At 44.1% G+C, this 26216-nt stretch carries 27 protein-coding genes and 1 tRNA gene; 13 read left to right on the top strand and 15 right to left on the bottom strand.

Features of this window, described 5'->3' with window-relative positions; translation table 11 throughout:
* Positions 1–241: 241 nt before the first annotated feature.
* The 3 genes from JMY08_RS05720 to JMY08_RS05710 all read right to left on the bottom strand — a co-directional run bounded on the left by JMY08_RS05720 (position 242) and on the right by JMY08_RS05710 (position 1376).
* Positions 242–868, bottom strand: coding sequence for a nitroreductase family protein (locus tag JMY08_RS05720; protein ID WP_201592118.1), 627 nt, complete (start codon positions 866–868; stop codon positions 242–244).
* 186 nt (positions 869–1054) lie between these two features.
* The gene (locus JMY08_RS05715; RefSeq protein ID WP_201592115.1) at positions 1055–1207 is read right to left on the bottom strand and encodes a hypothetical protein; all 153 of its coding nucleotides are present in this window, start codon (positions 1205–1207) and stop codon (positions 1055–1057) included.
* 94 nt (positions 1208–1301) lie between these two features.
* Positions 1302–1376: transfer RNA gene (locus JMY08_RS05710), tRNA-Gly, on the bottom strand.
* Between the two features lie 596 nt (positions 1377–1972).
* Between JMY08_RS05710 and JMY08_RS05705 the strand changes: the two genes are divergently transcribed.
* From JMY08_RS05705 to JMY08_RS05690, 4 genes are all read left to right on the top strand, one after another.
* Positions 1973–2785, top strand: a complete 813-nt coding sequence (locus JMY08_RS05705) for a M48 family metallopeptidase (RefSeq protein WP_201592113.1) — start codon at positions 1973–1975, stop codon at positions 2783–2785.
* Between the two features lie 252 nt (positions 2786–3037).
* On the top strand, positions 3038–3364 hold the full coding sequence (locus JMY08_RS05700; protein WP_201592111.1) for a BolA family protein: 327 nt from the start codon (positions 3038–3040) through the stop codon (positions 3362–3364).
* 140 nt (positions 3365–3504) lie between these two features.
* A complete protein-coding gene (locus JMY08_RS05695) occupies positions 3505–3864 on the top strand; it encodes a SirB2 family protein (protein ID WP_189585536.1) in 360 nt (119 codons plus the stop codon).
* A 241-nt stretch (positions 3865–4105) separates the two neighbouring features.
* On the top strand, positions 4106–4507 hold the full coding sequence (locus JMY08_RS05690; RefSeq protein WP_201592110.1) for a hypothetical protein: 402 nt from the start codon (positions 4106–4108) through the stop codon (positions 4505–4507).
* 120 nt (positions 4508–4627) lie between these two features.
* Here JMY08_RS05690 and trxC read toward each other — a convergent pair whose 3' ends face one another.
* The 3 genes from trxC to JMY08_RS05675 all read right to left on the bottom strand — a co-directional run bounded on the left by trxC (position 4628) and on the right by JMY08_RS05675 (position 6982).
* A complete protein-coding gene (trxC, locus tag JMY08_RS05685; RefSeq protein WP_201592109.1) occupies positions 4628–5065 on the bottom strand; it encodes a thioredoxin TrxC in 438 nt (145 codons plus the stop codon).
* 119 nt (positions 5066–5184) lie between these two features.
* A complete protein-coding gene (locus tag JMY08_RS05680; RefSeq protein ID WP_201592108.1) occupies positions 5185–5805 on the bottom strand; it encodes a class I SAM-dependent methyltransferase in 621 nt (206 codons plus the stop codon).
* Positions 5806–6109: 304 nt separating this feature from the next.
* Positions 6110–6982: an MBL fold metallo-hydrolase gene (locus JMY08_RS05675; protein WP_189585542.1), complete on the bottom strand. Its 873-nt coding sequence runs from the start codon at positions 6980–6982 to the stop codon at positions 6110–6112.
* Between the two features lie 411 nt (positions 6983–7393).
* Here JMY08_RS05675 and JMY08_RS05670 point away from each other — a divergent pair, with 411 nt between their 5' ends.
* The 5 genes from JMY08_RS05670 (at position 7394) to JMY08_RS05650 (ending at position 11388) form a co-directional block, all read left to right on the top strand.
* Entirely contained in the window at positions 7394–7732 is a 339-nt protein-coding gene (locus tag JMY08_RS05670; protein WP_010201550.1) for an ArsR/SmtB family transcription factor, read from the top strand.
* Between the two features lie 56 nt (positions 7733–7788).
* Entirely contained in the window at positions 7789–9498 is a 1710-nt protein-coding gene (locus tag JMY08_RS05665; protein WP_201592107.1) for a SulP family inorganic anion transporter, read from the top strand.
* 214 nt (positions 9499–9712) lie between these two features.
* Positions 9713–10039 (top strand): beta-lactamase hydrolase domain-containing protein, encoded by a 327-nt coding sequence (locus JMY08_RS05660; protein ID WP_010201552.1) that lies wholly within the window; start codon positions 9713–9715, stop codon positions 10037–10039.
* 119 nt (positions 10040–10158) lie between these two features.
* A complete protein-coding gene (locus JMY08_RS05655; protein WP_010201553.1) occupies positions 10159–10491 on the top strand; it encodes a TIGR01244 family sulfur transferase in 333 nt (110 codons plus the stop codon).
* Between the two features lie 153 nt (positions 10492–10644).
* Entirely contained in the window at positions 10645–11388 is a 744-nt protein-coding gene (locus JMY08_RS05650) for a glutathione S-transferase family protein (protein ID WP_201592106.1), read from the top strand.
* Between the two features lie 74 nt (positions 11389–11462).
* Here JMY08_RS05650 and JMY08_RS05645 read toward each other — a convergent pair whose 3' ends face one another.
* Positions 11463–12911: an alanine/glycine:cation symporter family protein gene (locus JMY08_RS05645; RefSeq protein WP_201592103.1), complete on the bottom strand. Its 1449-nt coding sequence runs from the start codon at positions 12909–12911 to the stop codon at positions 11463–11465.
* A 257-nt stretch (positions 12912–13168) separates the two neighbouring features.
* A complete protein-coding gene (ahpF, locus tag JMY08_RS05640; protein ID WP_201592102.1) occupies positions 13169–14746 on the bottom strand; it encodes an alkyl hydroperoxide reductase subunit F in 1578 nt (525 codons plus the stop codon).
* Positions 14747–15234: 488 nt separating this feature from the next.
* Here ahpF and JMY08_RS05635 point away from each other — a divergent pair, with 488 nt between their 5' ends.
* The gene (locus JMY08_RS05635) at positions 15235–15483 is read left to right on the top strand and encodes a YdcH family protein (protein WP_010201558.1); all 249 of its coding nucleotides are present in this window, start codon (positions 15235–15237) and stop codon (positions 15481–15483) included.
* A 213-nt stretch (positions 15484–15696) separates the two neighbouring features.
* Complete coding sequence (locus JMY08_RS05630) at positions 15697–15945, top strand: YdcH family protein (RefSeq protein WP_201592100.1); 249 nt, start codon at positions 15697–15699, stop codon at positions 15943–15945.
* Positions 15946–16106: 161 nt separating this feature from the next.
* Here the strand turns inward: JMY08_RS05630 and ahpC are convergent, their stop codons facing one another.
* Positions 16107–16673 (bottom strand): alkyl hydroperoxide reductase subunit C, encoded by a 567-nt coding sequence (gene ahpC / locus JMY08_RS05625; protein WP_010201562.1) that lies wholly within the window; start codon positions 16671–16673, stop codon positions 16107–16109.
* 277 nt (positions 16674–16950) lie between these two features.
* On the opposite strand from ahpC, the gene JMY08_RS05620 reads away from it, so the two are divergent.
* Both JMY08_RS05620 and JMY08_RS05615 read left to right on the top strand, forming a co-directional pair.
* Positions 16951–17859, top strand: coding sequence for a hydrogen peroxide-inducible genes activator (locus tag JMY08_RS05620; protein WP_201592098.1), 909 nt, complete (start codon positions 16951–16953; stop codon positions 17857–17859).
* A gap of 44 nt (positions 17860–17903) precedes the next feature.
* Positions 17904–18572, top strand: a complete 669-nt coding sequence (locus JMY08_RS05615) for a hypothetical protein (RefSeq protein ID WP_201592096.1) — start codon at positions 17904–17906, stop codon at positions 18570–18572.
* Here the strand turns inward: JMY08_RS05615 and JMY08_RS05610 are convergent.
* The 6 genes from JMY08_RS05610 to JMY08_RS05585 all read right to left on the bottom strand — a co-directional run bounded on the left by JMY08_RS05610 (position 18553) and on the right by JMY08_RS05585 (position 26161).
* Complete coding sequence (locus tag JMY08_RS05610) at positions 18553–19155, bottom strand: methyltransferase domain-containing protein (RefSeq protein ID WP_201592094.1); 603 nt, start codon at positions 19153–19155, stop codon at positions 18553–18555. The two genes, JMY08_RS05615 and JMY08_RS05610, sit on opposite strands and share 20 nt — an antisense overlap.
* Before the next feature lie 144 nt (positions 19156–19299).
* Complete coding sequence (locus tag JMY08_RS05605) at positions 19300–19962, bottom strand: M48 family metallopeptidase (protein ID WP_201592092.1); 663 nt, start codon at positions 19960–19962, stop codon at positions 19300–19302.
* A 22-nt stretch (positions 19963–19984) separates the two neighbouring features.
* Positions 19985–21595, bottom strand: a complete 1611-nt coding sequence (locus JMY08_RS05600; RefSeq protein ID WP_201592090.1) for a DUF1513 domain-containing protein — start codon at positions 21593–21595, stop codon at positions 19985–19987.
* 3 nt (positions 21596–21598) lie between these two features.
* Positions 21599–22747 (bottom strand): imelysin family protein, encoded by a 1149-nt coding sequence (locus JMY08_RS05595; protein ID WP_010201580.1) that lies wholly within the window; start codon positions 22745–22747, stop codon positions 21599–21601.
* A gap of 41 nt (positions 22748–22788) precedes the next feature.
* The gene (locus JMY08_RS05590) at positions 22789–24438 is read right to left on the bottom strand and encodes a di-heme oxidoredictase family protein (RefSeq protein ID WP_201592088.1); all 1650 of its coding nucleotides are present in this window, start codon (positions 24436–24438) and stop codon (positions 22789–22791) included.
* 274 nt (positions 24439–24712) lie between these two features.
* On the bottom strand, positions 24713–26161 hold the full coding sequence (locus tag JMY08_RS05585; RefSeq protein ID WP_201592085.1) for an imelysin family protein: 1449 nt from the start codon (positions 26159–26161) through the stop codon (positions 24713–24715).
* Positions 26162–26216: the final 55 nt, after the last annotated feature.

Below are 26216 nucleotides of genomic sequence, written 5' to 3'. Positions count from 1 at the left end.
GTCATCATTTAGCGCATTCAATTATTTATACAACGACTGACTTATACTTTGAAATAAAAAAAGCGCCGTCCAACAACATTGCTGGACGGCGCTTTTTTATGTTCATCTCGCTAAATATAGTCAAGGAATTTTAGAATCGCTACAAGGCGACCGACCGCAGATAGTACACTGAGTACATCTAGGATGGGTAACACCGTAGCAGTTTAAAAGTGCTCTGACTATAATAGATAAACGCAATGGTTTAACCAAATACTTTCATGCGCTCTTCAACAGGCATGAACTCTTTATCGCCTGCTGGCTGCTCGATACCACCGAATACCATTTGTGCAGTCAGATCCCAATCAGCATCAATACTCCAAGTGCTCGCAACTTTATGGTCAATCACTGGATTGTAATGCTGTAAGTTAGCGCCAACATTAATGCTAGCAAGCCCTGTCCAGATTACATACTGATGCATAGCACTGGTGTGCTCTGCCCAAACAGGGAATTTGTCGGCATATAATGGCGCTCCTTCTTGTAAGGCTCTCACTACTTTTTGATCTTCAAAGAATAAAATCGTACCTGCGCCTGCCTTAAAGCCGTCGATTTTTTGCTTGGTTGGCGTAAACTTCTCTTCGTCACCAACGATACCACGTAATGCTTCTTCGATCATATCCCAAAGCTTTTGATGATCGTCACCAAACAACACGACAATGCGCGTCGATTGCGAGTTAAATGATGATGGCGTATGCAAAATAGCATGCTCAACCAATTTAACCACCTCTTCTTTTGCAACTGGTAACTGATCATTCAATGCATAAATAGAACGACGTTTTTCAGCCAATTGCTGCAATGTTTGTAGATCTGACGTATTCGACGTATTTGACATAGGATAGTGCTCCAAATTATTAGTATGTATTTAATATAATGAGCATAGAGTTTCAATAAACATGGCTCATCAACCCCTTCAAAACTTTTAATTTTTCAATGTGATTTATTATAAGAAAAAACGGACTAAACTCACACTTATTTTTGTAATAAAAACTTAATAATTAAATACATTATGACAGTTTTATTACACAATAAAATTTTTAAAGCTGTTAGGCAGTTCTCGGGCAAATAAGCATTCTAGTTTAGAATCAACCTCACCAAAACGCCTATGACCGTCTTTCCAGTCGATGATGGATTGCCCAGCCTCTTCTTTTTTAAGATGGTTTGGTGTGCTCATGGTTTGGTGTATTCAATAATAGCATTCTCAAATTTCGCCCATAAAAAAAGCCCCACAATGAAGTGAGGCTTTAGTGCTCTAAACGAGCCATATTTGGAGCGGGAAAAGAGATTCGAACTCTCGACCCCAACCTTGGCAAGGTTATGCTCTACCACTGAGCTATTCCCGCTTAAATCAATTCGCAATATCGCTAACAACTTGTTAACTACTACGTCTCGATAGGCTGGCTATTCTAGCAAATATCCTGCGTGTGTCAACAGGTTTTTTCATATTTTTCACCAGCATTGCCACTTTTAATTTTTATTCGAGAGCATATTTATCATAAATGATTGATATTGCAATCAATACAGTCATTGTAGCGTTTAAAACTATTTTATAAAGTAATAGGAAAATCTCTTCTATTATTCCTGACTCTTTCATCAATTCTGAATATGCCTATTAACTAACCATTATTAGTAGTGCAACGTCGTACTGCTTTATGACGATAGAGGAATAAAAGTTACGCTATTCTCGTTAATATTGATTCCACTTACAATCATACGCTGTATTGTTACTTTTTCTGCCTTGGTTTTAGGCTGTTAACATTATTATACTTATGGCTTGTTACCATTCAGGTAAAATTTTAGTGATTAAGTAGATTGGTAGACGGTAGTAAAACTTCAATAATAAACTGCCTTTCTATCAGCTCTGCGGTTACCGGCCTACTCCGCTATTACTAACTTTGTTTAACTTTACTTTTTATCATTTACAGCGAGGATGTTTATTATGAGAAAATTGCTTACCACCACCGTGATGGCCGCGTCATTGTCGGCACTTACTTTAACTGGCTGCACCAGCACCACCAACAGTGGCGCGGTCGGCGTCGATCGTCAACAGCTACTCTTGGTCTCTAGCGAGCAAGTACAGCAGCTATCAGCGCAAAGCTATAATAAAAACTTGCAAGAAGCAAGCAAACGCGGTGTGCTCGACACCAATAAAGCTCAGCTCAATCGTTTAAAAAATATCTCTAACCGCCTCATCGGTCAAGTAGGCGTATATCGCCCTGATGCAGCTAATTGGAAATGGGAAGTACATACCATTAAATCCAACGAGCTAAACGCCTTTGTTATGCCGGGTGGCAAAATTATGTTTTACTCGGGCATTATTGATCGCTTAAACCTCACGGATGATGAAATTGCCGCGATTATGGGTCACGAGATGTCTCATGCCCTGCGTGAGCACTCACGTGAGCGTCTCTCACGCGAGTATGCTACTCAGACCGGTATCGGTGTTGCAGCAAGTATCTTTGGTCTATCACAAGGTCAGGCTGATCTAGCGAACGTTGCTGGGGACTTAGGTTTGAGTCGTCCACACAGTCGCACCCAAGAAGCTGAAGCCGACCAAATCGGTCTCGAGCTAATGGCACGCGCAGGCTACAATCCTCAAGCGGCTATCAGCTTATGGCAAAAAATGCAGCGCGCCAGCCAAGGTGAGCCACCACAGTTCTTAAGTACTCACCCAACCAGTAGCAATCGCATTAGCCAATTGCAAGCATTGATGCCTAAAGTGATGCCGCTGTATCAAAAATCACGTCGCTAATCGTGTATTGCTGGCCATTCACTCTTAAGTAGCGTTTTATCGCTTACTAAAAGCAGAGTATAACCCACGGGTTGCGCTCTGCTTTTTTGTATTTTTGGCTCAGAAGCTGGCTGTATTACCTTAAAACTGTCGCATGTGCTATGGTCTACCCAATAGCTTTCTGTACAGTTGTCAGCGTCTGTTATAATGGTCACCACACGGTCTCAAATATTGCTTCAAAGCTTGCTAAGCACCACAAAACAAAGGATTCTTATGAGTACCCACTCACCCACTGCCGATGCGCTCCAACATGAGCTACAGGTATTACAACCACAACATATCGAATTGATTAATGAATCAATGAATCATTCTGGTTACTTCGATGGTAAAGAAAGCCACTTTAAACTGACTATCGTGAGTGACGCTTTTGAAGGCAAGCGCTTAGTAGCGCGTCATCAGCTGGTATATGGCTTGGTTAATGCTTTATTGACCTCTCAGGGTGGTCAAGTACATGCCTTGGCGATTCATGCTTTTACGCCAATCGAATGGCAAGGTCAAAGCCCTGATAGCCCGCTATGTGCCGGACAAAATAAAGCTTAGATATACTTTAGCTAACGAAGTTTTAGTTAAATGACAATCATAAAAATACTTTGCTCACGGTGTGGTGGCTATTTAAAAACCGTACATCACGTGATTTTTTACAGACTTGAAAATTGCCCCGTTAAAGGAAATAACATCCAATGAAACATTTACATATGCTCATGGCAGTATTGGTGATTGTGCTATTTTTATACCAAAGCTATCTTGCATTAAGCGCCAATATACGGGCGCCGCGCATGATCAAAATAGCCACCCATGTCCTCTATGCACTGCTCATCCTCTCAGGGGCTATAATGCTGATGCAACTGATGAATGCCAATGCGCCTGTACAATGGGTATTCGCCAAAATAATCTTACTCGTGGCGGCTATTAGTGCCAGTATAAAAGCCTTTCAAACTCACGCGACACCTGGTCAAACCAAAACTGGCATTCTTATCGCTGCCGTGGCTTATATTGGTATTGTATTACTGGCCTTTAGCAAACCTGATAATTTATTTTAATCGTCACTTTATATCTGACTGATCTTAGATAGAACGATTGCAGAATGAATGGCTACTAGGGCGTGTATTTTTAATATCTTAATTCCAGTATTTTTGCTATCTTAAATAAATACAATGCCTTGCATGCTCGTTATTAAGAATAGAGGTTTGCAAGCAGATGACTATAAGCAAAGCAATCACGATGATTTTACTTAAAATCGCGACAACGCCACACACCCTTACTTAGCCCTATGGAGCCATTATGAAAACTTTTACTATAGCGACACTATTGGCATCAGCCGGCATGTTGGGTCTCTCAGGCTGCGCTTCTACTGGTAATATCACGCCGCAATATGTGCCGCCAAGCACCTATCAAAATTATGATTGCCAAGCACTGAGCCAAGAGTACGTCCGTGTCAATCGCTATGTTGACGCCACTCGCAATGAGCAATCAACCTTGTCCGCTTCGGGTGTGGGTGTTGGGGTTTCTGCAGGCCGCTGGGGCATCTCACCGAATATCAGCTTTGGTGTTGGCAAAAGTAACAATACCAAAGCCCGCGATGCCAAGTTGTCACGGCTTTATGGCGAGCGTGATGCGATTGTCCAATCGGCGCGTATTCAACGTTGTAGCTTTGCCAATGGTGTTAAGATTTATGGTGAGTAACATTAAGCAAAAGCTGTCTAAATGATTAAGATAGCGCGACCAAACAATGAAAAAGCCAATACGCGATAAGCATATTGGCTTTTTTGTGTCCAATCATCATGAGTAAAACTCAAGAGAAGCTTAAGAATTTAAGCTTCTTACCCATTGGACGATTTGATTGCTAGGTAGCGCACCTGACTGACGCGCGACCTCTTTGCCGTTTTTGAAGGCCACCATCGTTGGTAAACTGCGAATATTATAAGGAGCTGACGCCTGCTCATATTTATCCGTTTGCACTTTGGCAAAGACCACTTGCGGCAGCTGACCAGCAGCGACTTTGAACTCTGGTGCCATCATAATACAAGGCTGACACCAGCTCGCCCAAAAGTCTACGATGGTCAGTACCTCATTTTTTTGGATGACTTTATTGGCTGTTTGCGCGTTCAGCTCACACGGACTTGCTGTCAATAATGGCTGACTACATTTACCGCATTTCGGTGCAGCGCTTAGCCGTGCAGCAGGTACACGGTTGGTTGCTTGGCAATGGGGACAGACCAGATGAAAACTTTGCTCACTCATCATATGATTCCTATTTTAATTATTTTACGGTCTCGAAAATTCGACTTTGATATTTTTAACTCAAAGCTATTTGAATTGGCTTTACGAGCAATTTTAGCATAGTCAATTATACTCATTCTCTACGCCACTTGCTGTGCCACGCCACTATATACATAGCTCATCGGTCTTGGCCCGGGCAAATATTCTTCGCTGAGCTCGTCAATGACAAAACCACCCGCTCTAATCAGTGCTGGAATGTCACGATCTAGATGACAACCACCGGCCATCGGTTTCCAAAAAGGCGTCAGTCGATGCTGCCATCGCTCAACAGAAAAATCTGGCGCTAAGCCATGCTCACAAAACAACAAGCGACCGCTAGGTTTTAACACGCGCGCCATTTCTCGAAGTGCGGCTATTGGATCATCAATACTACATAAGGTAAAGGTCATCACAATCGTATCAAATTGATCCGTATCCGTATGAATGCCTTGGACATCAACGGCTATCACTTCAACTGGAATACTAATGTCAGCTGCGCGCTTGCGTGCTAATGTCTGCATCTGAGCTGCTGGGTCAACACCAATAATAGAAGAAACCTTTTTGGTATCATAAAATTGCAAATTAAGACCACTGCCAATCCCGATTTCTAATACCTCGCCCAACGCCTGAGGAACAATTTTAGAACGTGCTTTCATCACGTTACCTGTACTACAAGCAACATCTATCAGCTTGGGCAATACATAGCGCTCATAAGGGTTCATTATTCTCTCCAGTCATTGCCATATTTAGCGTTTGCGGATATTGATATAGTTGATACTAAATAAAATGGGTACATGACATTATGATGCGTGACTGGCACAAACTTTTCTTGCTTGCTGTGCCTACGCAGACAGAGGCTACGAAAAATTTATACCAGTCACGCTGTCTCTTTTTTATATTGACCTGACTATACCAAGCTTCTGTACAGCAGATAATCTACAGAGTAGCATTCTGATAGATATCAATCATACGATACTTGCATAGTAAGGCATAAGATGACAATTTTTACTTATGGCACTGTTTGGTTTATTCACCAAGGACATTGATCGGCACTTTCAAATAACGCGTACCATTGTCTTCTGGCTCTGGGAAATGTCCTGCATCAATATTAATTTGCACGGCAGGAATGATAAGGCGTGGCATACCCAAAGTCGCATCGCGGCGCTCACGCATCTGCACAAACTCGGCTTCATTTATACTGTCTTTAACATGGATATTTTCTAGTTTTTGTGCAGCAACAGTCGCTGTTGGACAGTGCTTACGGCCTTCACCTGGATAATCATGGCACAGATACATGACTGTATCTTCAGGAAGCGCCAACAGCTTTTGAATAGACTGATAGAGCGTTTTGGCATCGCCGCCGGGGAAGTCGCAGCGTGCTGTACCGACATCAGGCGCGAACAAGGTATCTCCAACGAATACCACTGTCTTTTCATCGTCAGCCGCCAGATAAGCCATGTCTGCCCGTGTGTGACCGGGCACATACATGGCAGTGATCGTAATACCGCCAAGCGCTAGTGTTTCACCCTCGTCGGTCAAAATATCAAACTGACTGGCATCGGTACGAAAACTGGTGTCAAAGTTAAAAATTTGCTTAAAGATTTTTTGTACTTCGGTAATATGCTGACCAATTACTAATTGTCCACCAAGGCTTTCTTTTACATGAATAGCAGCAGATAGATGGTCTGCATGCGCATGCGTCTCGATAATATATTTAAGCGCCCAGCCCTGCTCACGTACGAACTCAATCACTTCATCCACACTACTGGTACTCGTTCTGCCTGACTTGGCATCAAAGTTCAGTACGGGATCGACAATGGCGCACAGTTTCTGTTCGGTATCAGCGATAACGTGAGTATACGTTTCTGTATCGCTATCTAAAAAAGAATGAACTTGCATAGCTGCCTCTTTGCTTTTATAGGATTGTTTTAACCTTCGAACCATTCTTTAAGTATAATGGATCGTCATATACAATATTTAATTCAAAAACTAATGCATATTGAATGTTTATAAATTATTGCAGTTAATATCAACGCCGCCGACAACATCAGCGGTCAAATTTTTAGCATGCCTTTTTAACATGCTTTCTTAACGTTAATACCAATATAGCAATCACCATACATTTTATCAAATTATATAATGTAAATAAATATAACTTGATGTAAGCTGCGATATCATTGATAATTAACGGTAATCACTCATCACTTTTATAAAAACCACGCGACCTTTATCCTGGTTTTATATAAGGAGCTCACTCTGACAACTTCTACCTCAGCATTGGCTACCTCTACTGACAGTAAGGCCGACCCTATGTCAGTCAATAACGCAGACTCTGTACCGCTAGATCTGGCCAAACAGATGCAACAAGCATCGCTACAAGCCAGCCAATTACTAAAGTCACTCTCGCATCCTGATCGCTTACTCCTTCTCTGTCAATTGACTCAAGGTGAGTATTGCGTTGGTGAGCTTGAGGGCTTGGTCGGTGTTGGACAGCCAAGCTTATCGCAGCAGTTAGGCATATTGCGCAAGGATGAGCTGGTCGCGACACGGCGCGACGGCAAGCAAATTTACTATAGCATCGCCAGCGACGATGCCTTAGCGGTCTTAGAGCTACTTTATCAACGCTTTTGTGCCAAAACAGATGCCTAACTGGTTATTGAGTTCTTAGCTGTTTTTAACTTTATTTATGGTGATGACGTATTGATATGACCTCTATCGCTGCTCGCCTGATTCCCACTTGGCTGCGCCAGTATCAGCTGGCTGCCTTGCCAACTGACGTCATCGCTGGGCTGGTGGTGGGCGTACTGGTGATACCGCAAAGCCTAGGCTACGCCGTACTTGCAGGCTTGCCGCCCGTCTATGGTCTGTACGCTGCGATTGTGCCTGTCATCGTCTATGCTTGGCTTGGCTCTAGCAATGTACAAGCGGTCGGACCGGTGGCCATCACCGCTATTATGACTGCCAGTAGTTTGTTGCCTTACGCTGAGCAAGGCACTGAGCAGTATGCCCTAATGGCAAGTCTGTTGGCACTGATGGTGGGGTCACTGCTTTGGATCGCAGGACGGCTCAAGCTTGGCTGGATTATGCAGTTTATCAGTCGCGGCGTATCGGCAGGATTTGTGAGCGGTGCGGCGGTTCTCATTTTCGTCAGTCAGCTCAAATACTTAACGGATATCCCTATCGCGGGCAGTAGCCTAATCGGTTATTTATCGACCATGCAGTTATATGCGCGCCAGCTACATCCGTTGACCTTGTTGATTGGCGTGATCGCTTTTGCGCTCTTGGTCGCAAATCGCTACGGTAGCAAATGGGTATGGCGAACGTGGCTGTCATCCTCATCTGCCAAATGGGCAGAACGCTTATTTCCCCTTATTTTGCTCGGCATTGCCATTTTACTCAGTATGGCACTGCATTGGGACGCGCGTGGCGTGGCGACTATCGGTAATATTCCGCAAGGGTTACCACGTTTCACACTGCCCCATATACCAGACATCCAAGAAGCGCTCAAACTTTTACCAACCGCAGGATTGATGGCGCTTATTATCTTTGTCTCTAGCAGTTCCGTCGCCAGCACCTATGCGCGACTGCGCGGTGAGAAGTTTGATGCCAATCGTGAGCTGACAGGGCTTGGACTCGCCAATCTTTCTGGTGGATTGTTTCAGAGCTTTGCCGTGGCAGGCGGATTTTCACGGACGGCAATCAACGTCGACTCAGGTGCCAAAACTCCTCTCGCCAGCCTGATGACGGTGCTGGTGATGATTGCCGCACTAATCGCCTTTAATAGTGCACTTGCGCCGTTGCCTTACGCCTTGCTTGGCGCAACCATCATGGCATCCATCATTGGCTTGATCGATATTGCGACCTTAAAGTCCGCTTGGCAACGGGATCGCTTAGACGGCGCAAGCTTTATCGCAGCGTTTGTAGGGGTACTAATATTTGGGCTGAATACCGGACTGGTCATCGGTCTCATGGTGTCATTTGCCAGTCTCATCTGGCAATCGAGCCAACCACACGTCGCCATCGTCGGACAATTGGCTGGGACAGGACACTTTCGCAATATCAATCGTCACGATGTCGTCACTTTTCATAATTTATTGATGTTACGTATCGATGAGAGTCTGTTTTTTGGTAATAGCGAATCGGTACATCGGCGCATCTTAAATGCCTTACAACAATATCCCGAAGCGCATGAGCTGATTCTCATTATGGCCGCGGTCAATCATATTGATCTGACCGCGCAGGAAATGCTCAGCACCTTAAATCAAGAGCTGGCCCTGCAAAACAAGCATTTACACTTTAGCTTTATTAAAGGCCCAGTCATGGATGTCATCGAGCACACTCCGCTGATTGCTGAGCTATCAGGACAGGTGTACCTCAGTACTATGGATGCCGTCAATGCTCTAAAGCAAATATAAATACGCCCTACTATTTTCGTCAACCATACAATCACTATTGATGTCTGCAACAAAATATCGTTATGATAGAGAGTATAGTATGCTAGCTTGTTGTATGGCTGCACTCAATCTAAACAAGCTAAATCCAGCCGAACTGAAATAAGACAACATTTAGACGTCAAATCGACGCTTTAGTGTTTTTAACATTTTTTAATAAACGTAAATGACCCTTTTTATGACCGATGATTTAACGATTTATAAGCAAATATACCCAAGCCAATGTGTCAAGATTGCTGAGCTGGGCTATCGCTCAGTGCTCAATATACGCCCAGATGCTGAGATCGAGACACAGCCTAATAGCTGTGACTTGGCGACTGCAACGAAGCAGGCAAATCTGACGTATCATCACCTACCCTTTGATGATGAGCGCCTAAGTATGCTGACCGTAGAACAGTTTGCCGTCTTTTATCACTCAATGCCCAAGCCCATATTGATGTTTTGTGGTACTGGTGCTCGCGCCAAACTCCTTTATCAAAGCGCGTTGATGCAAGGGCTGCTATAAAACGGCTATAACGCTTACACACCTTCTCTTTAGAAATGACTGCAATAAGCCTAGGCTTAGATGCTGTATTCCTACACTTTACAGCTCACTCTTTCATATAAACAATAAAAGGAGCTCTTATGAGCCACGAAATCAGTATTACGGGACAAATTACCCCTGATCAAGTCCCTATGCTTGCCGAAAACGGCTTCAAAACCATTATCAACAATCGTCCTGATGGCGAAGAGCCGGGACAACCGACCAGCGCTGATATCGAAGCAGCTGCTAAAGAAGCAGGACTTGCTTATAAAGAAGTCTCATTTGCTGGTAGTGAGCTCAATCAAAACCACGTTGAGGAGTTTGCTGACTTCTTTAATCAAGCCGAGCAGCCAGTGTTAATATTTTGCCGTACGGGTAACCGCTCAACGGGTATCTACGAAGCCGCTAAGCGCATGGACTTGTTAGACGATTGATATCGACCTAAACAAACGTGCCACTACTTAAAAAAATGCCCGTCCAAAATTTGGATGGGCATTTTTTTGAATATTACTAAACTATAGACTGGTCTATTTTCAGCATTGGGTACATAATTAAATTTTATTTATACAATTTAATAGGACTTTATGATGCAAAAACCACTTCTCATCATCGGCAATAAAAACTATTCATCGTGGTCATTGCGAGCTTGGCTATTGCTCAAAGCCTTCGATGTTGACTTCAATGAGCAGCTTATCGAATTGTTTCATCCCTCAGCGTCATCCATTCTCGATGAGCATGCGCCAACAGGCAAAGTGCCCGTTTTGGTTTATGGTGAAAATGATGAAAAGGTTACGGTTTGGGATACCTTAGCGATTGCCATTCATATCAATGATTATTTTACCGACATAGATATTTGGACAGGACTGAGTAAGTCTGAGACTAAAAGCCCTACTAGCAACAGAATAAATAGCGCCTACTGCCAAAGCATCGTCGCTGAGATGCATTCTGGTCTAACGGGTATTCGTAATGAGATGCCGATGAATATCAGAGCGACTGCTAAGATACAACCAAGCGATGCCTGCTTAACTGACATTGCTCGTATCGAAGAGATTTTTGCGGATTGCTTAAAAAATCGCTCAAAAGACAGCTACCTTTTTGGTCAATTCACTGCTGCCGATGCTTTTTTTGCGCCAGTAGTGCTACGCTTGCAAACCTATGCTGATGCCTCCAGCATAGAATTAAAGCCGACGACTAAACAGTACTGTGAGACGATGTTAAACAATCCTCACATACAAGCTTGGATCGATTCAGCTTTAAAAGAGACACGCGTAATCAAAGAAGATGAAGCAGGCAAGATAATATCGATAGCTGGCATGTTGGCGAACAAATAGTATCTTGCATAAAAAAACCACTTTAACTCAGTTAAAGTGGTTTTTTCTTTCATGATAAATAAAGCGTACGTGTACTACTGTTTTTGGTCTAAAGCTTCTTTTACCGCTTTTTTACCCCATGCGCTCAGATCGAGGTCCAACTTTTCATACTCTTGTGCATCGAATAACGGCTCTTTAACCCCTGATTTTAATTGACTTGCAAAGTCGTCAAGTAGACGCTTGGCTCGCGGAAACAACATTATCAAGGCCAATAAGTTTGCTAGTGCTAGCACGCCCATCAACGGATCAGCGAAGAAGAATACTGTAGTAGCTGCAGGAGCCACTGCGCCCAAAAATAATATCGCCATCACTACAATTCGTAAAATCAGAGTCGCTATTTTGATATTCTTTTTGACCAAAAAGTTAATGGCATTTTCACCCATATAATAGTTATACATGATAGAGCTTAAGGCAAATAACAATATCGATATGGTCAGGATATACTGCGCCCAATCTCCAAGCTGGGTCGTTAGCGCTTGCTGTGCCAGTACAATACCATCGACTTCAGCACCTGGTTGATAAACACCGCTCAGCAAAATCATGAATGCCGTAGCACTACACACGACGATCGTATCAATAAACACTGACAGTGACTGTGAGATACCTTGACTGACTGGATGCGTGGCGTAAGCGGTGGCAGCGATATTAGGCGCAGAACCCAGACCAGCCTCATTCGAGAACAAGCCGCGCTTCATGCCTTGCTCAATCGCCACACCAATACCACCACCCACGACGGATTCAATACCAAACGCATTTTTAACAATCATCGCCATCAATGCAGGCAATTCGATGATATTGAGCACGATGACAATCAGCGCCATACCAATATAGATTAATGCCATCACAGGAATGACAACGTCGGCGACCTTTGCAATGCGCTGGATACCGCCAAAGACGATAAACCCGCCCGCAACCACCAGTACCGCACCTGTTATCCAACGATCAATGCCGAAACTTTCAAGCGCAGAACCTGCTACCGTATTGCCTTGGAATGCCACAAACCCGATAGAAAAAGACAGTAGTAACGAGATTGCATAAATAACAGCAAGCCAGCGATAGTCTTTACCTAAGCCATGTAAAATATAGGTCGCAGGGCCACCGCGAAAGTTACCATCAGTATCTCTACGCTTGTAAAGCTGGGCTAAGCTACACTCAACAATGCTGGTCATCATGCCAATTAAGGCCACAACCCACATCCAGAATACCGCTCCCGGACCCCCTAAAGAGATTGCAACAGCAACGCCAGCAATGTTACCGCCGCCAACACGTCCACCGATAGAAACGAGCAACGCCTGACGGGCAGAAATTCCGTCGTCTCCTACCTCATCCGTTTTAAATACACGGAACATACGTTTAAAATATCTAAATTGAGCAAATCTACCCACGATGGTAAATAATAAACCAAAAATAACTAACATAGGGATAAGTGCCCAGCCCCACGTTAGATCGCCGACTAGGGCAAAAAAAGCTTCAATATATTCCATGCCTATTTTCCTTATAGTTCATGACGCTATTATAGGTTTTATTGAGCTCATTATTGCATCAACAACACGATTTTGTAATGCAAATGTCGAATTTGTAACGTAAATACTGATATTTTCTGAGAAAAATCGCTTGATTGGTTTACTTAAATGACCATTTTCTAAATATTAGGATTTGTTCTATATAGACGTATTTATACGATAGCACAAAAAAACCACCTCAAAAGAGGTGGCTTTTCAAATTCAAACTAACTTCAAACTTACTGCATAACCAAGTATTCAAACGCTGATAATGCTGCTTTACTACCCTCACCCATCGCGATGTTAATCTGCTTAAATGGCACAGTCGTGACGTCACCACAAGCAAAGATACCTTTGCGATCCGTACGGCAGCGCTCATCAATCTCAATTTCACCAAAGCGGTTTAAATCCACGAAGCCTTTGATAAATCCAGTATTGGGTACTAAGCCAATCTGTACAAAGACACCGGACAAATCACGCTCATGAGTTTCACCTGTTTTGCGATCTTCAAAGACGATAGAGCTGACTTTACCATCAGTGGCCTTAATCTCTTTGGTCGCCGCCCCAGTGATGAACTCGATATTTGATCTCTCTTTGGCTTTGTTGATCAATACCTGATCCGCTTTTAGCTCATCAGCGAACTCAAGCACGGTTACATGCTTCACGATACCGGCAAGGTCTAACGCCGCTTCGACACCAGAGTTACCGCCACCGATGACAGAGATTTCTTTACCTTTAAAGAACGGGCCGTCACAGTGGGCACAGAAAGCCACGCCTTTGCCAATATTTTCTTCTTCACCTGGTACACCAAGCTTGCGCCATTGGGCACCCGTCGCTAAGATAATACTACGGGTCTCAAAAATCTCACCCGTATTTAGATGAATGCTGTAGTTTTCATCGACAGTCTCGCCGATTTCTTTAACGCTGACGTGCTCTTTTAGCGTGATGTTGTATTCGCCTAAATGTTTGACGAAGTCTGCTGATAGATGTGTACCTGTCGTCAATGGTACAGAAATCAAGTTTTCGATATCTTGCGTATCTTTGACCTGTCCACCGATTCGATCAGCGACCATGGTCACTTTTAGACCTTTACGCGCGGTATAAATGGCAGCAGCGACCCCAGCAGGACCAGCACCAATGATAGTGACATCCTGTTGTTCTAATTGCTCAGCGTCGTCTTCCACTTCTGACAACAAGTCAGGGAACTGCTCTTGCAATTTTCCGATCAGCTTAGCCGTATCAATTAGTCCATTAGCAAACGGCTTACCGTTTAAAAATACCGCTGGAACTCCTTGGATGTTATTCGCTTCTACTTGCTCTTGGAATAATGCACCATCAATCATTTCATTGCTGATGTCGTCATTCAATAAGGCAAATTGGTTCAACGCTTGCACAACTTCTGGGCAACTGTGGCAAGACAATGACACATAGGTCTGGAACTGTAAGGGCTTATTAAAACGTTTGACTAACTTTTGAATACCTTCGTCTAGTTTTAGCGTATGACCACCCGCTTGCAAGATTGCCAAGATAAGCGAGGTGAACTCATGACCACCAGGAATACCGCTAAAGACGATACCAGTATCAGTCAACGCGTCATCAGCATGACTGACGACTTTAAAACTAATCGCACTAGGCAAGCTCTCATCAATCGCTTCTGCATCAAAATTGATTTTGTCAGTCGTACCAGCGATTTTGGTCAAAAAGTCAATCAACTCTGCCCGCTTTTCATGCGTACCATTGCCTAAGACAAAGGTAATTGGACGGGTCATGTTTTCGCTATAGCTCTTGATGGCATCTAATAAACTTTGATCTATCATGTTTGTTCCTCATTATTATTTAATATGTAACGGCAACTAAGCGGTTGCACGTTTAAAGATGGAGAATCTGTAGTAAGTAATATCGTTTAAAGTGTTATTTGGATAAGGCTTGTGCCTTTTGATGTCCCTATTATCATAGGTTTCATAGATTTGAGCAAGCTGAGAAACCCAAACCTTATGTTTTATAAAACTAATCATTAATTAGAATTTATAATTAAATTTAAACTTATAAGAGGATTATTATCATAGTATCAAGATGATTTTTTCGCTACAATCGAATAAGAGCAATAGGAATAATTCCTGTTTCCTAGCGGAAGATTGGCTTTTATGCGTGCTTATCAAAGGCTATTTCTGCTTGTATTAAGCCTTATCACTATTGAGCGTAATAGCGGTTTGGTTGAGTAATAATCAAGTCTCACAATCATAAATCTTAACGACAATGCGCTGATGCTGATCGTTAGCTTGCGCTTCATAACAAGGATGACCAGATGAGAAAGACTGATACAAGGCTAGATAACAAAGAAATTATCGCTGAACTTAAGCAAAAAGACAGCCATTTTGCGAGTATTTTTGCTGAGCATACTCAGCTGGATGAGAAGATCAATTATCTCGAAAAGGATTTGATAAAACATAGCAGCTGTGATGATGAAATAGAACAGATGAAGCGTCGAAAACTACACCTTAAAGATGAAATTTATAAGATAATTGATAAAAACAAAACGCAATCTCACGCTTAACGCTTCATTCATTAGGGGCGTGTCCTCATTTTATCCTATCTGAGCACTTTCGTTCAAATCGAGGATACACCCCAAAATTACTGCTAAGAATTTCTTACATTTAGTTTTATAAATCTTAATTTTATAATCAACAAGTCTCACAATCATAATCTGTCTTAACCACAACGCGTCACTGCTTATGCTAAGCACACGCTAAATAACAAGGATGACAACATGACCATGACTGATAAATGGCAAGATCACAGCGACATCATCGATGAGCTCAAGCAAAAAGATGCGCACTTTGCGAGTATCTTTGATGAACATACTATACTGGACAGGCAAATTGATAAGCTTGAGAATGACGTGGTCAAACACGCCAGCCGCGATGAAGAAATCGAACAAATGAAGCGGCGCAAGCTACAGCTCAAAGATGAGATTTACAAAACCATAGATAAAAATAAAATGCAATCTCAAGCGTAATCACTTATTTATAACCGATAAATAACACTAATAAAACTTTAACTTAAGATATAAAAAGACCCCATCAACGTAAGCTGATGGGGTCTTTATTTATAGCGCTGGTTCAAATTAAGAAAGTAATGAAAACAGCGCTACGTCTCGATAAATAGTTGAATAACTGCTTAGATCTTACCGACTAGGTCAAGACTTGGCTTCAATGTATCGCCACCTTGTTCCCAAGCTGCTGGGCAAACTTCGCCATCGTTTTCACGGACATATTGTGCCGCTTTTACTTTACGCAGCATGTCTTTTGCGCTACGGCCAATACCGCCAGCATGAATCTCAGCAACCTGAATCAAACCATCTGGATCGATTAAGAATGTACCGCGCTCAGCTAGACCTGCTTCTTCGATCATCACGTTAAAACCACGAGTGATTTTACCAGTAGGATCGCCGATCATTGGATAGTTTACTTTACCAATTGCGTCTGAAGAATCATGCCATGCTTTATGCGTGAAATGAGTGTCAGTCGATACTGAGTATACTTCTACGCCCAAACCTTGCAGCTCTTCGTAATGGTTTGCCATGTCTTCAAGCTCAGTTGGGCAAACAAAAGTAAAGTCAGCTGGGTAAAATAGGAAAATTGCCCAGTTACCTTTTACATCTTCTGAAGTGATGGTTTTGAACTCACCGTTTACATATGCATCTGCTGAAAATTCTGGAATTTCTTGATTGATAATAGACGCCATGATTGGCTCCTTTTTTGATTAAGTGTGATTAATTTAATGGTGCTTATTTATTTGATTGTTTCTGTTAAGCCTTGAACTATCTGGGCTACCTGACAAACTATACGCGAATTCTATGGTTAATCCAGTTAAAAGTTTTTAATGTGATGTTTTGTTTTATTAAACTTGTTAAACTATTCTATCTACTTCATGTCATCAGTGTGCTATCGGTAAATTTCGATAATGACCAAGATGCATAAGTATCGTCATTTGCGTGAAAAACAACCAAAAAAGAGGTCTTATGATTACCTTACGTCAACTTGAATTTGCCTTAGCAGTCGCTAAACACCGCCATTTCAAACGGGCAGCAGAAGATTGTAATATTTCGCAGTCTGCGCTGAGCTTAGGTATCGCAGAATTAGAAAAGCAACTAGACACACAGATTTTTGAGCGTAATAACAAACAAGTGCTTATCACTCCTATTGGGCAAGATATCCTGACGCGGGCGCAGCGTGTGTTTTCTGAAGTGAGCGACTTGACCACCCGTGCGCACAGTCATCAAACGCCGCTTGCCTACCCGATGACCGTGGGTATCATTCCAACGATTGCTCCTTACTTGCTGCCAAAAGTCCTGCCTACACTGCGAGCCAATTATCCAGAATTTCGTATGACCATCGTTGAGCAACAAACCGAACGCTTGCTTGAGCAAGTGCGTTACGGTCATATTGACACGGCCATCATTGCGCTACCCTATGCCGTAGACGGATTGCACAGTTTTGAATTTTGGAGTGAAGACTTCTTCGCAGTATTCCCAAAAGACGATCTCCATGCCAAGCTTGACACCATTGATTCTGAGGAGCTCGCTACTGCGAATCTCATGCTGCTGGGTGAAGGACATTGCCTGACCGATCAGACGCTATCGGTTTGTCATTTTGATCGGGCGCAAATGAAATCGAGCTTTTCTGATGCCAGTCTCAACACGCTTATTCAGATGGCACTCGCTAATATGGGCACAACTTTAGTACCTGAGATGGCGTTGGATCAATTGCATCTGCAAAACCAAAATGCGGTCGCGGTGCCATTAGCAGAAAAAGGCCCACATCGCCACATCGCCTTTGTCACCCGCTTGAATTATGCCCGTGTCGACGATGTAAATTTACTGGGCAAGGTATTTAAACAAGCCTTTGAAGATGCAGCTCATCAGGACTGATTTGACCGTTAAAACAATCATAAACTAGGCATTGTAGAATAGATATGAACGATGTTTCGCACGTAACGTCCGACCTTGGTCAGCATTTCGCCATGCACTTGTCTGCCATCGCTAATGATATTGATCGAGTAGAGGTAGAGGCGCTTTGGCAAGCTGTCGCTACCCGTTATAACGAAGCCCATCGCGCTTATCACACCCTGCACCACCTTAAGCAGTTGTTTGCGCAGTTTGAGCAAGTTAAGCACAACCTTTATGAACCCCATATCATCGCTTTAGCGCTGTATTATCACGATGTGATATACGAGCCAACATGGGCAGATAATGAGCTTAAAAGTGCAGACTATGCGGTGGAAGCGTTACGGAAATATTTGAGCGCGGAACAATGCCAACATATCTATGCACTTATCATGATGACAGCTACTCATCAACTTGATGAGTTAACCGATAATGATAAGTGTAGCGATGCAGCATATTTACTAGATATGGATTTGAGCGTTTTGGGTGCTGTATGGTCTGAATATGAACCGTACGCATCTGCGGTACGTAAAGAGTATGCACACGTGCCAGCTACCGATTACCGTGTCGGACGAACAGCGGTGTTAAAAGGATTGTTGGCGCATCCAAGACTGTATCTGACCGATTATTACTTTGAACGGTTAGAAGAGCAAGCGCGAGATAATATCAAGCGTGAGCTTACTTCGCTTGCAGCTTGATGAATAACTCACTGCCTTGACGTGCAGAATGCGAGTTATAGCTGGCTTCCATAATCTCTATATCAAAATACTGCTCAAAGCGCTGCTGATATTCATCTTTTGTGCCACCAAAAGGTGGTTCATCACGGCCAAAATCCACATTGAAAAGTAGGCCAACCAGCTTACCTTGCGGCTTCAATAGCGCTGCCATCTGTTCGACATACTCATCACGACGTGATGGATTTATCGCACAAAAAAACGTCTGCTCAAGCACCCAATCAAATTGATGCTGCTCAGGTGATAAATTAAAAAAATCTGCACAAATCAGGTGCGCCGCTGGGAAGTCAGGATAGCGCTCTGCAAACGCATCAATCGGTGCAGGCGCAAAATCAACCAACGTGACATTGGTAAAACCCTGCTCGTGTAGATAGCCAACCTCATAGGCATTGCCTGCCCCTGGCACTAGAATAGCCTGATCTTTAGCAGACGCAGGCAGTTGATCGATGTAAGCTTTTAGCGGTGGTGACACCTGTCCCATATCCCACTGTATGCTACCAGTCTCATAACGCTGCTGCCAAAATTCGGCTTGATTGACGTTGTCCATATGACATCCCTGTATATACCATGCATCTACAATATACCTATCATTCTATTATTTGAATGATACGCTGTATACTGCGACGTGAGCGCTTATCATAGCAGGTATGTTAGGGTTAACGAATGCCTTTATATCATTTGTGTGAAGCGTTTAATCCAGCTGACCCGACTTGCCCGCTAGCATATCGTGCCACTGCTGATAATCTGGCATCGCTGCCGCTACCGTTTGCCAAAACGCCTTACTATGATTGGCATGATGCAAATGACACAGCTCATGGACAATGACGTATTCGGTGCATTCAATCGGGTAAGCGGGAAGATATACGGATAACCAAATTCGACGCGCACGCGTGTTGCAACTGCCCCAGCGCGTATGCATTTTTTTCAGTCGAACTTCATTAGCAGTAGCACCGACTATCGGTTGCCACTTGGCAAATAGTGCTGGATTTACTTCAGTAAGTTGTTGCCGATAATAAGCGATTTTTTCATCGTGGTTGAGAGTGAACGATTGCGCGATACCCCATAAGAGGACGGAACTATCCGAGGTTGACGCTTTGGGTTTCGGGGTTTGCTTGTGATGATAACGCGCTAACACTTGCGGATGGTTGTCTAGCGCCCATGATACGCGCTTGTCGACAGCTTGGGCGATTTGGCTGGGGCTGATAGACATCGGTACAGAGACCATGAGCGCATAAGGCTTTAAGCGAAAATTGATATTTTTGACGCGCTTTTTACTCACGTGCAGCGCAATACCCGCTTGTGCCAGCTGTTGTCTCGCCAAATCTAATACGAGCGACGTACTCGGTTGCGGCATCGTGATGTCTCCCCTGTACCGCTTATGCTAAGACTGCCTGCAAATGATTGTCAAAAGACATATTATGTATTTGACTGTCCTGCACCATAATGTCGGCAGTATGCTTTAAATTTGATTCTGCTACACTCGATGTTTCTACTGGTAGAGTATTGACACGTAATCTGGTCAGTTTCCCGTGCCCATCGCTGACGATAAAGCCTGACGCTCCATGATTACTTTTAGTTTGACCAGTGACCTGACCAGCTATTAGCGAAGCGCCTGCACAATCCGGCAAACGCACAGCATCAATCAGCATGCGTGTGTTTAAATCATAAATCGCCGCACAACCACCAATCGGTGTAGTCACACATAACAGATTGCGCTCACTATCAACCGCGACACTGGCAATGTATTGATGGAAGCATTGCCATTTATTATTGGGCATAACCAATGGTTTAAAGTCAGAATCACCGCGATGATGGGTCAGCACTAACGGCACATTGATATGTTTCTCACCCTGAAATTGAATACCAATCATCACCGTGCCATCGTCATGTATGGCCAAATGACGCACACTCATCTGATTGTATTCAGGGATAATTTGCTCAAGCAGCGTCCCATCATGACGGTTCAGATAAGTCAGTGATGGACGCATGGTATCAAGATTCAGCTCTTCACGAGAGGCTTGTTCGGTTTTGATACCGCCATTAGCGATGACCAATGTCTCGCCATCTGGATGCATAATCAGCTCATGTGGCCCAATACCGTGCGAGTCAAATTCGGTTATTTTATTATAGTTATCATGAGCATCGTAGATACCAATTTTACCCGCCAAGCTTATCGTATCATTCTCAGTGACGTATAGCTTTGTGCCGTCTAAACTGTAGCAAGCATGCCCATAAAAATGGCGATTAGCAGCCGCTTTTATAGCAAACTTTACCTGTCCTGTCGCTGTGTCTAATACCCAAAACTTTTCACTGGGGCGGCGACCCAACACCACGACATCACGTTGACAGTTATGAGCATTTAATCTGTTTTGATTGTTTTGTCTATTTTGAATATTAAGGATTGGCTGGACAACAATATCGTGGACACGCTCAGGCATGGTCGTTTGCCAAACGATTTGTCGGTCTGCATCGATGCCGACTACCCCAAAGCCATTTTCATCATGACTGTTATCGTCATTTATCAATGATAGGTTTTTTGGCATGGATGCCACGCCACTGACCCAGCATACTGGACGCGCCAACATAACGGTGCTATGCATTGCCATCAGGTCAGTCACGGTATTTTTAGTATCATAATTTTTATCATCGATATCATCATGATAAGCCCGTTGCCACGCAGCAGATGCTTGCTGATAGGCATAGCGAAAACGGGTTAGCTGTGGCTTGGGCGATGCTTGCAATGTATGCAGCTGAGCACGCACACCCGACACATAATCTTGCAACTTTGCTTCAGGCTGATGCTGCTTGCGATAGTGATGATGTATACCAATCAGTGCCACCGTTCCCAATACGCTACCAAGCGTAGTCAAGGCCGAAGTCACCAGCTGCTCATGATTTGAGCGCTTGTTTGCCGGTTTAGGCGCTGCTTTAGATGACGCGCTATGAGATTTGGCTATGGCAGCGGTATTGGCTTCAGAGATTTGCATGACTTAATCGCCATCGTTGCTGTTAAAGCCAACACGGATGCCGAGGGTCGGAATCAATTGGCGTTTCAGCAGACGGGTAATGGTCGTAAAATGATCAAACAATTCTTGCTGCTTGGCTTTATCGGCAGTCGCTAAATCCTCTGGCATCTGCGCCAATAGCGTGGTCGTATCAGCCAGCTCGCTTGATAGACTGGCCGCAATAGCATTCTCATCATTGCTACCAAGAATGGCCGTCAATACCGGGTCAGTCAGCGTTTTATTCAAGGTAGCCAACTTAGCATTGATAATAGCGCGGCTTTGTCCAGCAGTAGCAGCAGGCAGATGTCCCTTGGCTTTGCCTGTGAGACCTAATGGTTCATCAATAGCATTGGTCTTCATCGTCTCAATCAATGACAATAAAGCGTTAAACCACTGGTTCAAACCTTGATCGCTATCAGCCGTTTTATCAATCGCCAGTAAAGTCGTGGCGTTCTGCTGCCAGTTACTTTCGATGTCTTTTAATCGCGTGCTTAGTGCCGCGCTGGCGCTGACCACATAAGCACATTGAGCAGCATTCAAGCTGTCATTGGCAAATAGCGCCTCTTCCAGACCTGGTACACCTTGCACAATAGCGCTCTCGTTAGCGAGCTGCTCTGGGGTTAGTTTTGGATTGGCCGCGATTAGCTCTGCAACACCACTGTGCACCAGACCGCGCTCGTCAGGGTAATAATTGATGTACAAGTTGCTCATACTAGCAGTCGCAGGACCGAAGTTGATCATCTCAGCACTCGCCCATGCTTGTGCCAGTACCAGCCACTGAGCACGTAACGCTTGTAACTCATCACCGCTGACAGGCGCTTGCTGACAATGCTTCTGCGCCAAATCATGTAACAAACCACTTTGCTTCGCCGCATCCGCATAAGCTGGAATGACAATGTCTTCAGCCACATGCGTCAGATAGGTCTTTTCGGTCTCCGCGCTGATATCTATGGCGACTATCTGTTCGTCATTCGCGCTATCGGCGGCCGTACTGTTTGAAGTGGCACTATCTTGCGCGACGGCTTGGCTATCCACCTCTGCTGTTTTATTCTCATCGGCAGGCTTGACACAACTGATGAGTAATCCAGCACTCAGTGCCGATAACGCCATTGCTAATGCAGGATTTATTTTCATAAGTTTCTCGGTAATGGGATAAGTAATAATTTATATCATTTTTATAATGATTTTAAGAAGGCGTTTAATTCAGCGCGTCCTTGCTTATCTAATTTCAACACTTTTTGGCGTTGCCTTTCTGCTTCACCGCCATGCCATAGCACTGCTTCCATCAGCGTGCGCGCGCGACCATCATGTAAAAAGGTCGCTTGTGGATCGACGGTTTGAGCCAGACCAATTCCCCACAATGCAGGAGTACGCCACTCGTATGAGTTGGCCAAAAACTCAACTTGCGCATCTTTTGCTGGTAGTTTGCCCGCTATCGTGCGATCGGCAAGCGCATCACCCATATCATGCAGCAGCAAATCCGTATAAGGATAAATGACTTGTCCATGCTGCTCAAGATGATCGTCATCGGTTTTTGGCAACTGATATCTTGGCGTATGGCAACTTTGACAACCCATATCATAAAAATGTTTTTTACCAGCCAGTACCAGCTTATCGTTGGCATTGCGACGATGGGGCACGGCTAAATTCCGCGTATAAAATTCTACAAACTTGGCTATTTCATCATTCACTTCGACGAGCGGCTTACCATTACCTTGCTCATCAGCGCCAGTAGTCGCGTTAATACAAGCGGTTTGGCTCGGCATGCAGGACTCATGAGGACGAATGTTTGAGGTCAGCCCCATATCCTCATTAAAGGCACTTTGGTTTTGTGTAATCAGCTTGGTTTGACCAGCTTTCCAACCAAAACGACCAAGCGCATGCTTGCCAGTTTGCGGGTCCATCACCCAGTTAAACTTGCCACTGATGTCGCTAGTACTATTGTTATTGACCGCTTGTTTTTTAATATCATCGTCAGGTATTTGTTCTAAGAGCCCAAGCCCAATCATTGGTAAAGCCACTCGCGGTGATACCATCATTTCATTATCAAACGCCCCATAGCCGGGTTTGGTCAACTTAAAGCTAGGCGCACGTAGGGTTTCAACATAACCATCGGCAAAGGTAACTGGCATATCGGTCCACTGTACCGCAATTCGCGCTTCGGCTGGTACACCCTGAATACCGCGATCTTGTAGCTGACCGCCATACATAGGATGCACTACTTTTTCGATCAGGGAATCCTGCAATTGCTGACGCTGCTCATCCGTTGTCGCTGGCATAGACAGACGTATTAATAAACTATCAGCATCGTCCTTGCTGCTCATCGGCGCGTGACCACGACCATCTTTGACATGGCATGATTGGCAGGCGGCGACATTGAATAACGCGCCAAGACCGTCACGGCTGTCCGTGCTAGCAGGGGCAATCACCCACGGTTGTTGAAAGAACGCATTACCAATAAAAAAAGAACCTTTGCGTAAGGCGGTGAGATTTGATGAAGGTTTTGAGTAACTCTCAGCACTGGTAATACTAATACCGCTATCACCGCCTTGTTTAATCTCTTGCGGGTCAAAAGAGGCAAGCTGCTGCATGGGCACCCCAGCCAGCGCTTCGATATTTTGACTGCGTTCAGCAGCCAAGGCTTTATCCTGCTTATCAGCATTGACGTCATTCTTATTAGCGGATGAGCTGTCAGTGGGCTGACAAGCCGTAACTGACAAGACGCAGAGAGCACTAAGCGCAAGCTTTAACGGTGTATTTTTAGACAATAAAGAGGTATGAAGAGACATAGATAGTTTGTCTTTCGTGGCAGAAATGGCGTTCATAAGCATTGCCTTAGCGCTAATATAGAACCATAAAAATCGCGCACCATAACAATATGTCGTTACAGTCAACAGGGTACAACTGTAAGAAAGCTGGCTGGTAGCGTTATTTTAATAGGGCATAAAAAAACACATTGCCAACCGAGATTGACAACGTGTGTATTATACATAAATTACTTTCTTATGAAAATAATTCTCATTCACTTATAGCGACTTATCAGGCATTATAAATGAATACAACTGACGCTAGTAAGCGTATAAACAGCCTAGCTTAAAACTATGAACCCGCATCAGCATCGAGATTATCAATACCAACCGCTTTTGCCGCGCTTTCGATACCAGTCGTCAATTCCTGCAAGCTGGTAATGGCAGTCTCGATCCAACCACGACGAGCATTTTGCTCTTCAGCAGAGATACCTTGTTTGCTTGCTTGACCAACGGTCGCGATCATTTGATCAATCTTAATACCTTCTTTTTCGCCTTTTTCAACGATGACATTAAAATCACTTTCTACTTTACTAAAGTCAGCAGCTAGCTTATCAGCAACATCCTGATGACCCGTATCAATCAGGTAGTTTTTCACGCCATAGCCACCAACGGTTTTATCCGCGAGGGTCTTGTAGCTGCCATTAAAGACATTCTGAATGCCGCGAGCATTATTTGCATAGCTCAGATGGGTCAAGTCACTAAAGCATTCATGTTCGTCTTCGGTAGATCCCGTGACGAAGGCGACCTGCATACGCTGAGAGGCCAACTCGCCAAATGCCAAGCTGCCCATCTGATACATAATCTGGCGCAGGCCATTGTTATCTTTACGCGCTATCATATCGCTGCGTAAGGTATGCTCACTGTCAGGCTGCCACTGGGCTTCCATCGCGGTCAAATCATCAACCAATAACTGCGCAGCGGCCTTTAAGAATTCGCCGCGACGCTCACAAATGCTTGCATCGGTATTGGCGCTTTCACCACTAGTACATTTGCCATCGGTGGTATTGTAATCACTAATCGGACGGTTGCCTGCACCCTCACCGACGCCGTTGGTATCTTGTCCCCATAGCATAAACTCGATCGCATGATAGCCGGTCGTCACGTTGGCTTCGCTACCACCGATCTCATTCATGTCTGCTAATAGTTGCGGCGTAATCGTGCTGGTATCTTGCTTAATGCTACCGACGGCAATGCTATCACTATTGATGATATTGTCTTGACTGTTGTATTCACCTTCGTAATCATCGCTGACGTAATCAATGAGCGCTTCATCGAGCGGCCATGCATTGACCTGTCCTTCCCAGCCATCGACGCTACCAATCTCACGCTTGTCATCAGCGCTCACAAATGCTTCATCAAAACGAAATACTTCAGTCTGTGAGTAAGGCTGACGCGCCGCTTTATAGGCAGCTTTTGCCGCTTCAAGGTTCGCTTCAGTTGGCGCATCTACATAAGCATTCACTGCTGTCTGCAAAGTCTTTGCGGTGTCTAATGAATCTTTATAGGCAGCATGAGCCATATTTACATAGCTAAGTGCCAAGCGATCGATATTGGCTTGCTCTGCGCCTGATGTGATTTTATTATTGGCAGCGTCTGTATTTTGTACCTCTGTTTGTGCATCAGTGGCGGTATCGTCATTGGCTTGCTTGGTACAACCCGATACCAGCAGTATCCCTGCAAGCGCAGCGGCTAAAGTAGTTGGTAAAATTTTACGGCTCGTCACTGTGGTCATATTCATACACGTCCTCGATGAGATACATTATAAAAAAAGGCAAGTACAGTAAATGACTGAT

The organism is Psychrobacter sp. Pi2-51 (assembly GCF_904846665.1).
Taxonomy (GTDB): domain Bacteria; phylum Pseudomonadota; class Gammaproteobacteria; order Pseudomonadales; family Moraxellaceae; genus Psychrobacter; species Psychrobacter glaciei.
Note: the sequence above shows the minus strand (reverse complement) of the source record. Positions and strands in the feature narration are given on the sequence as shown.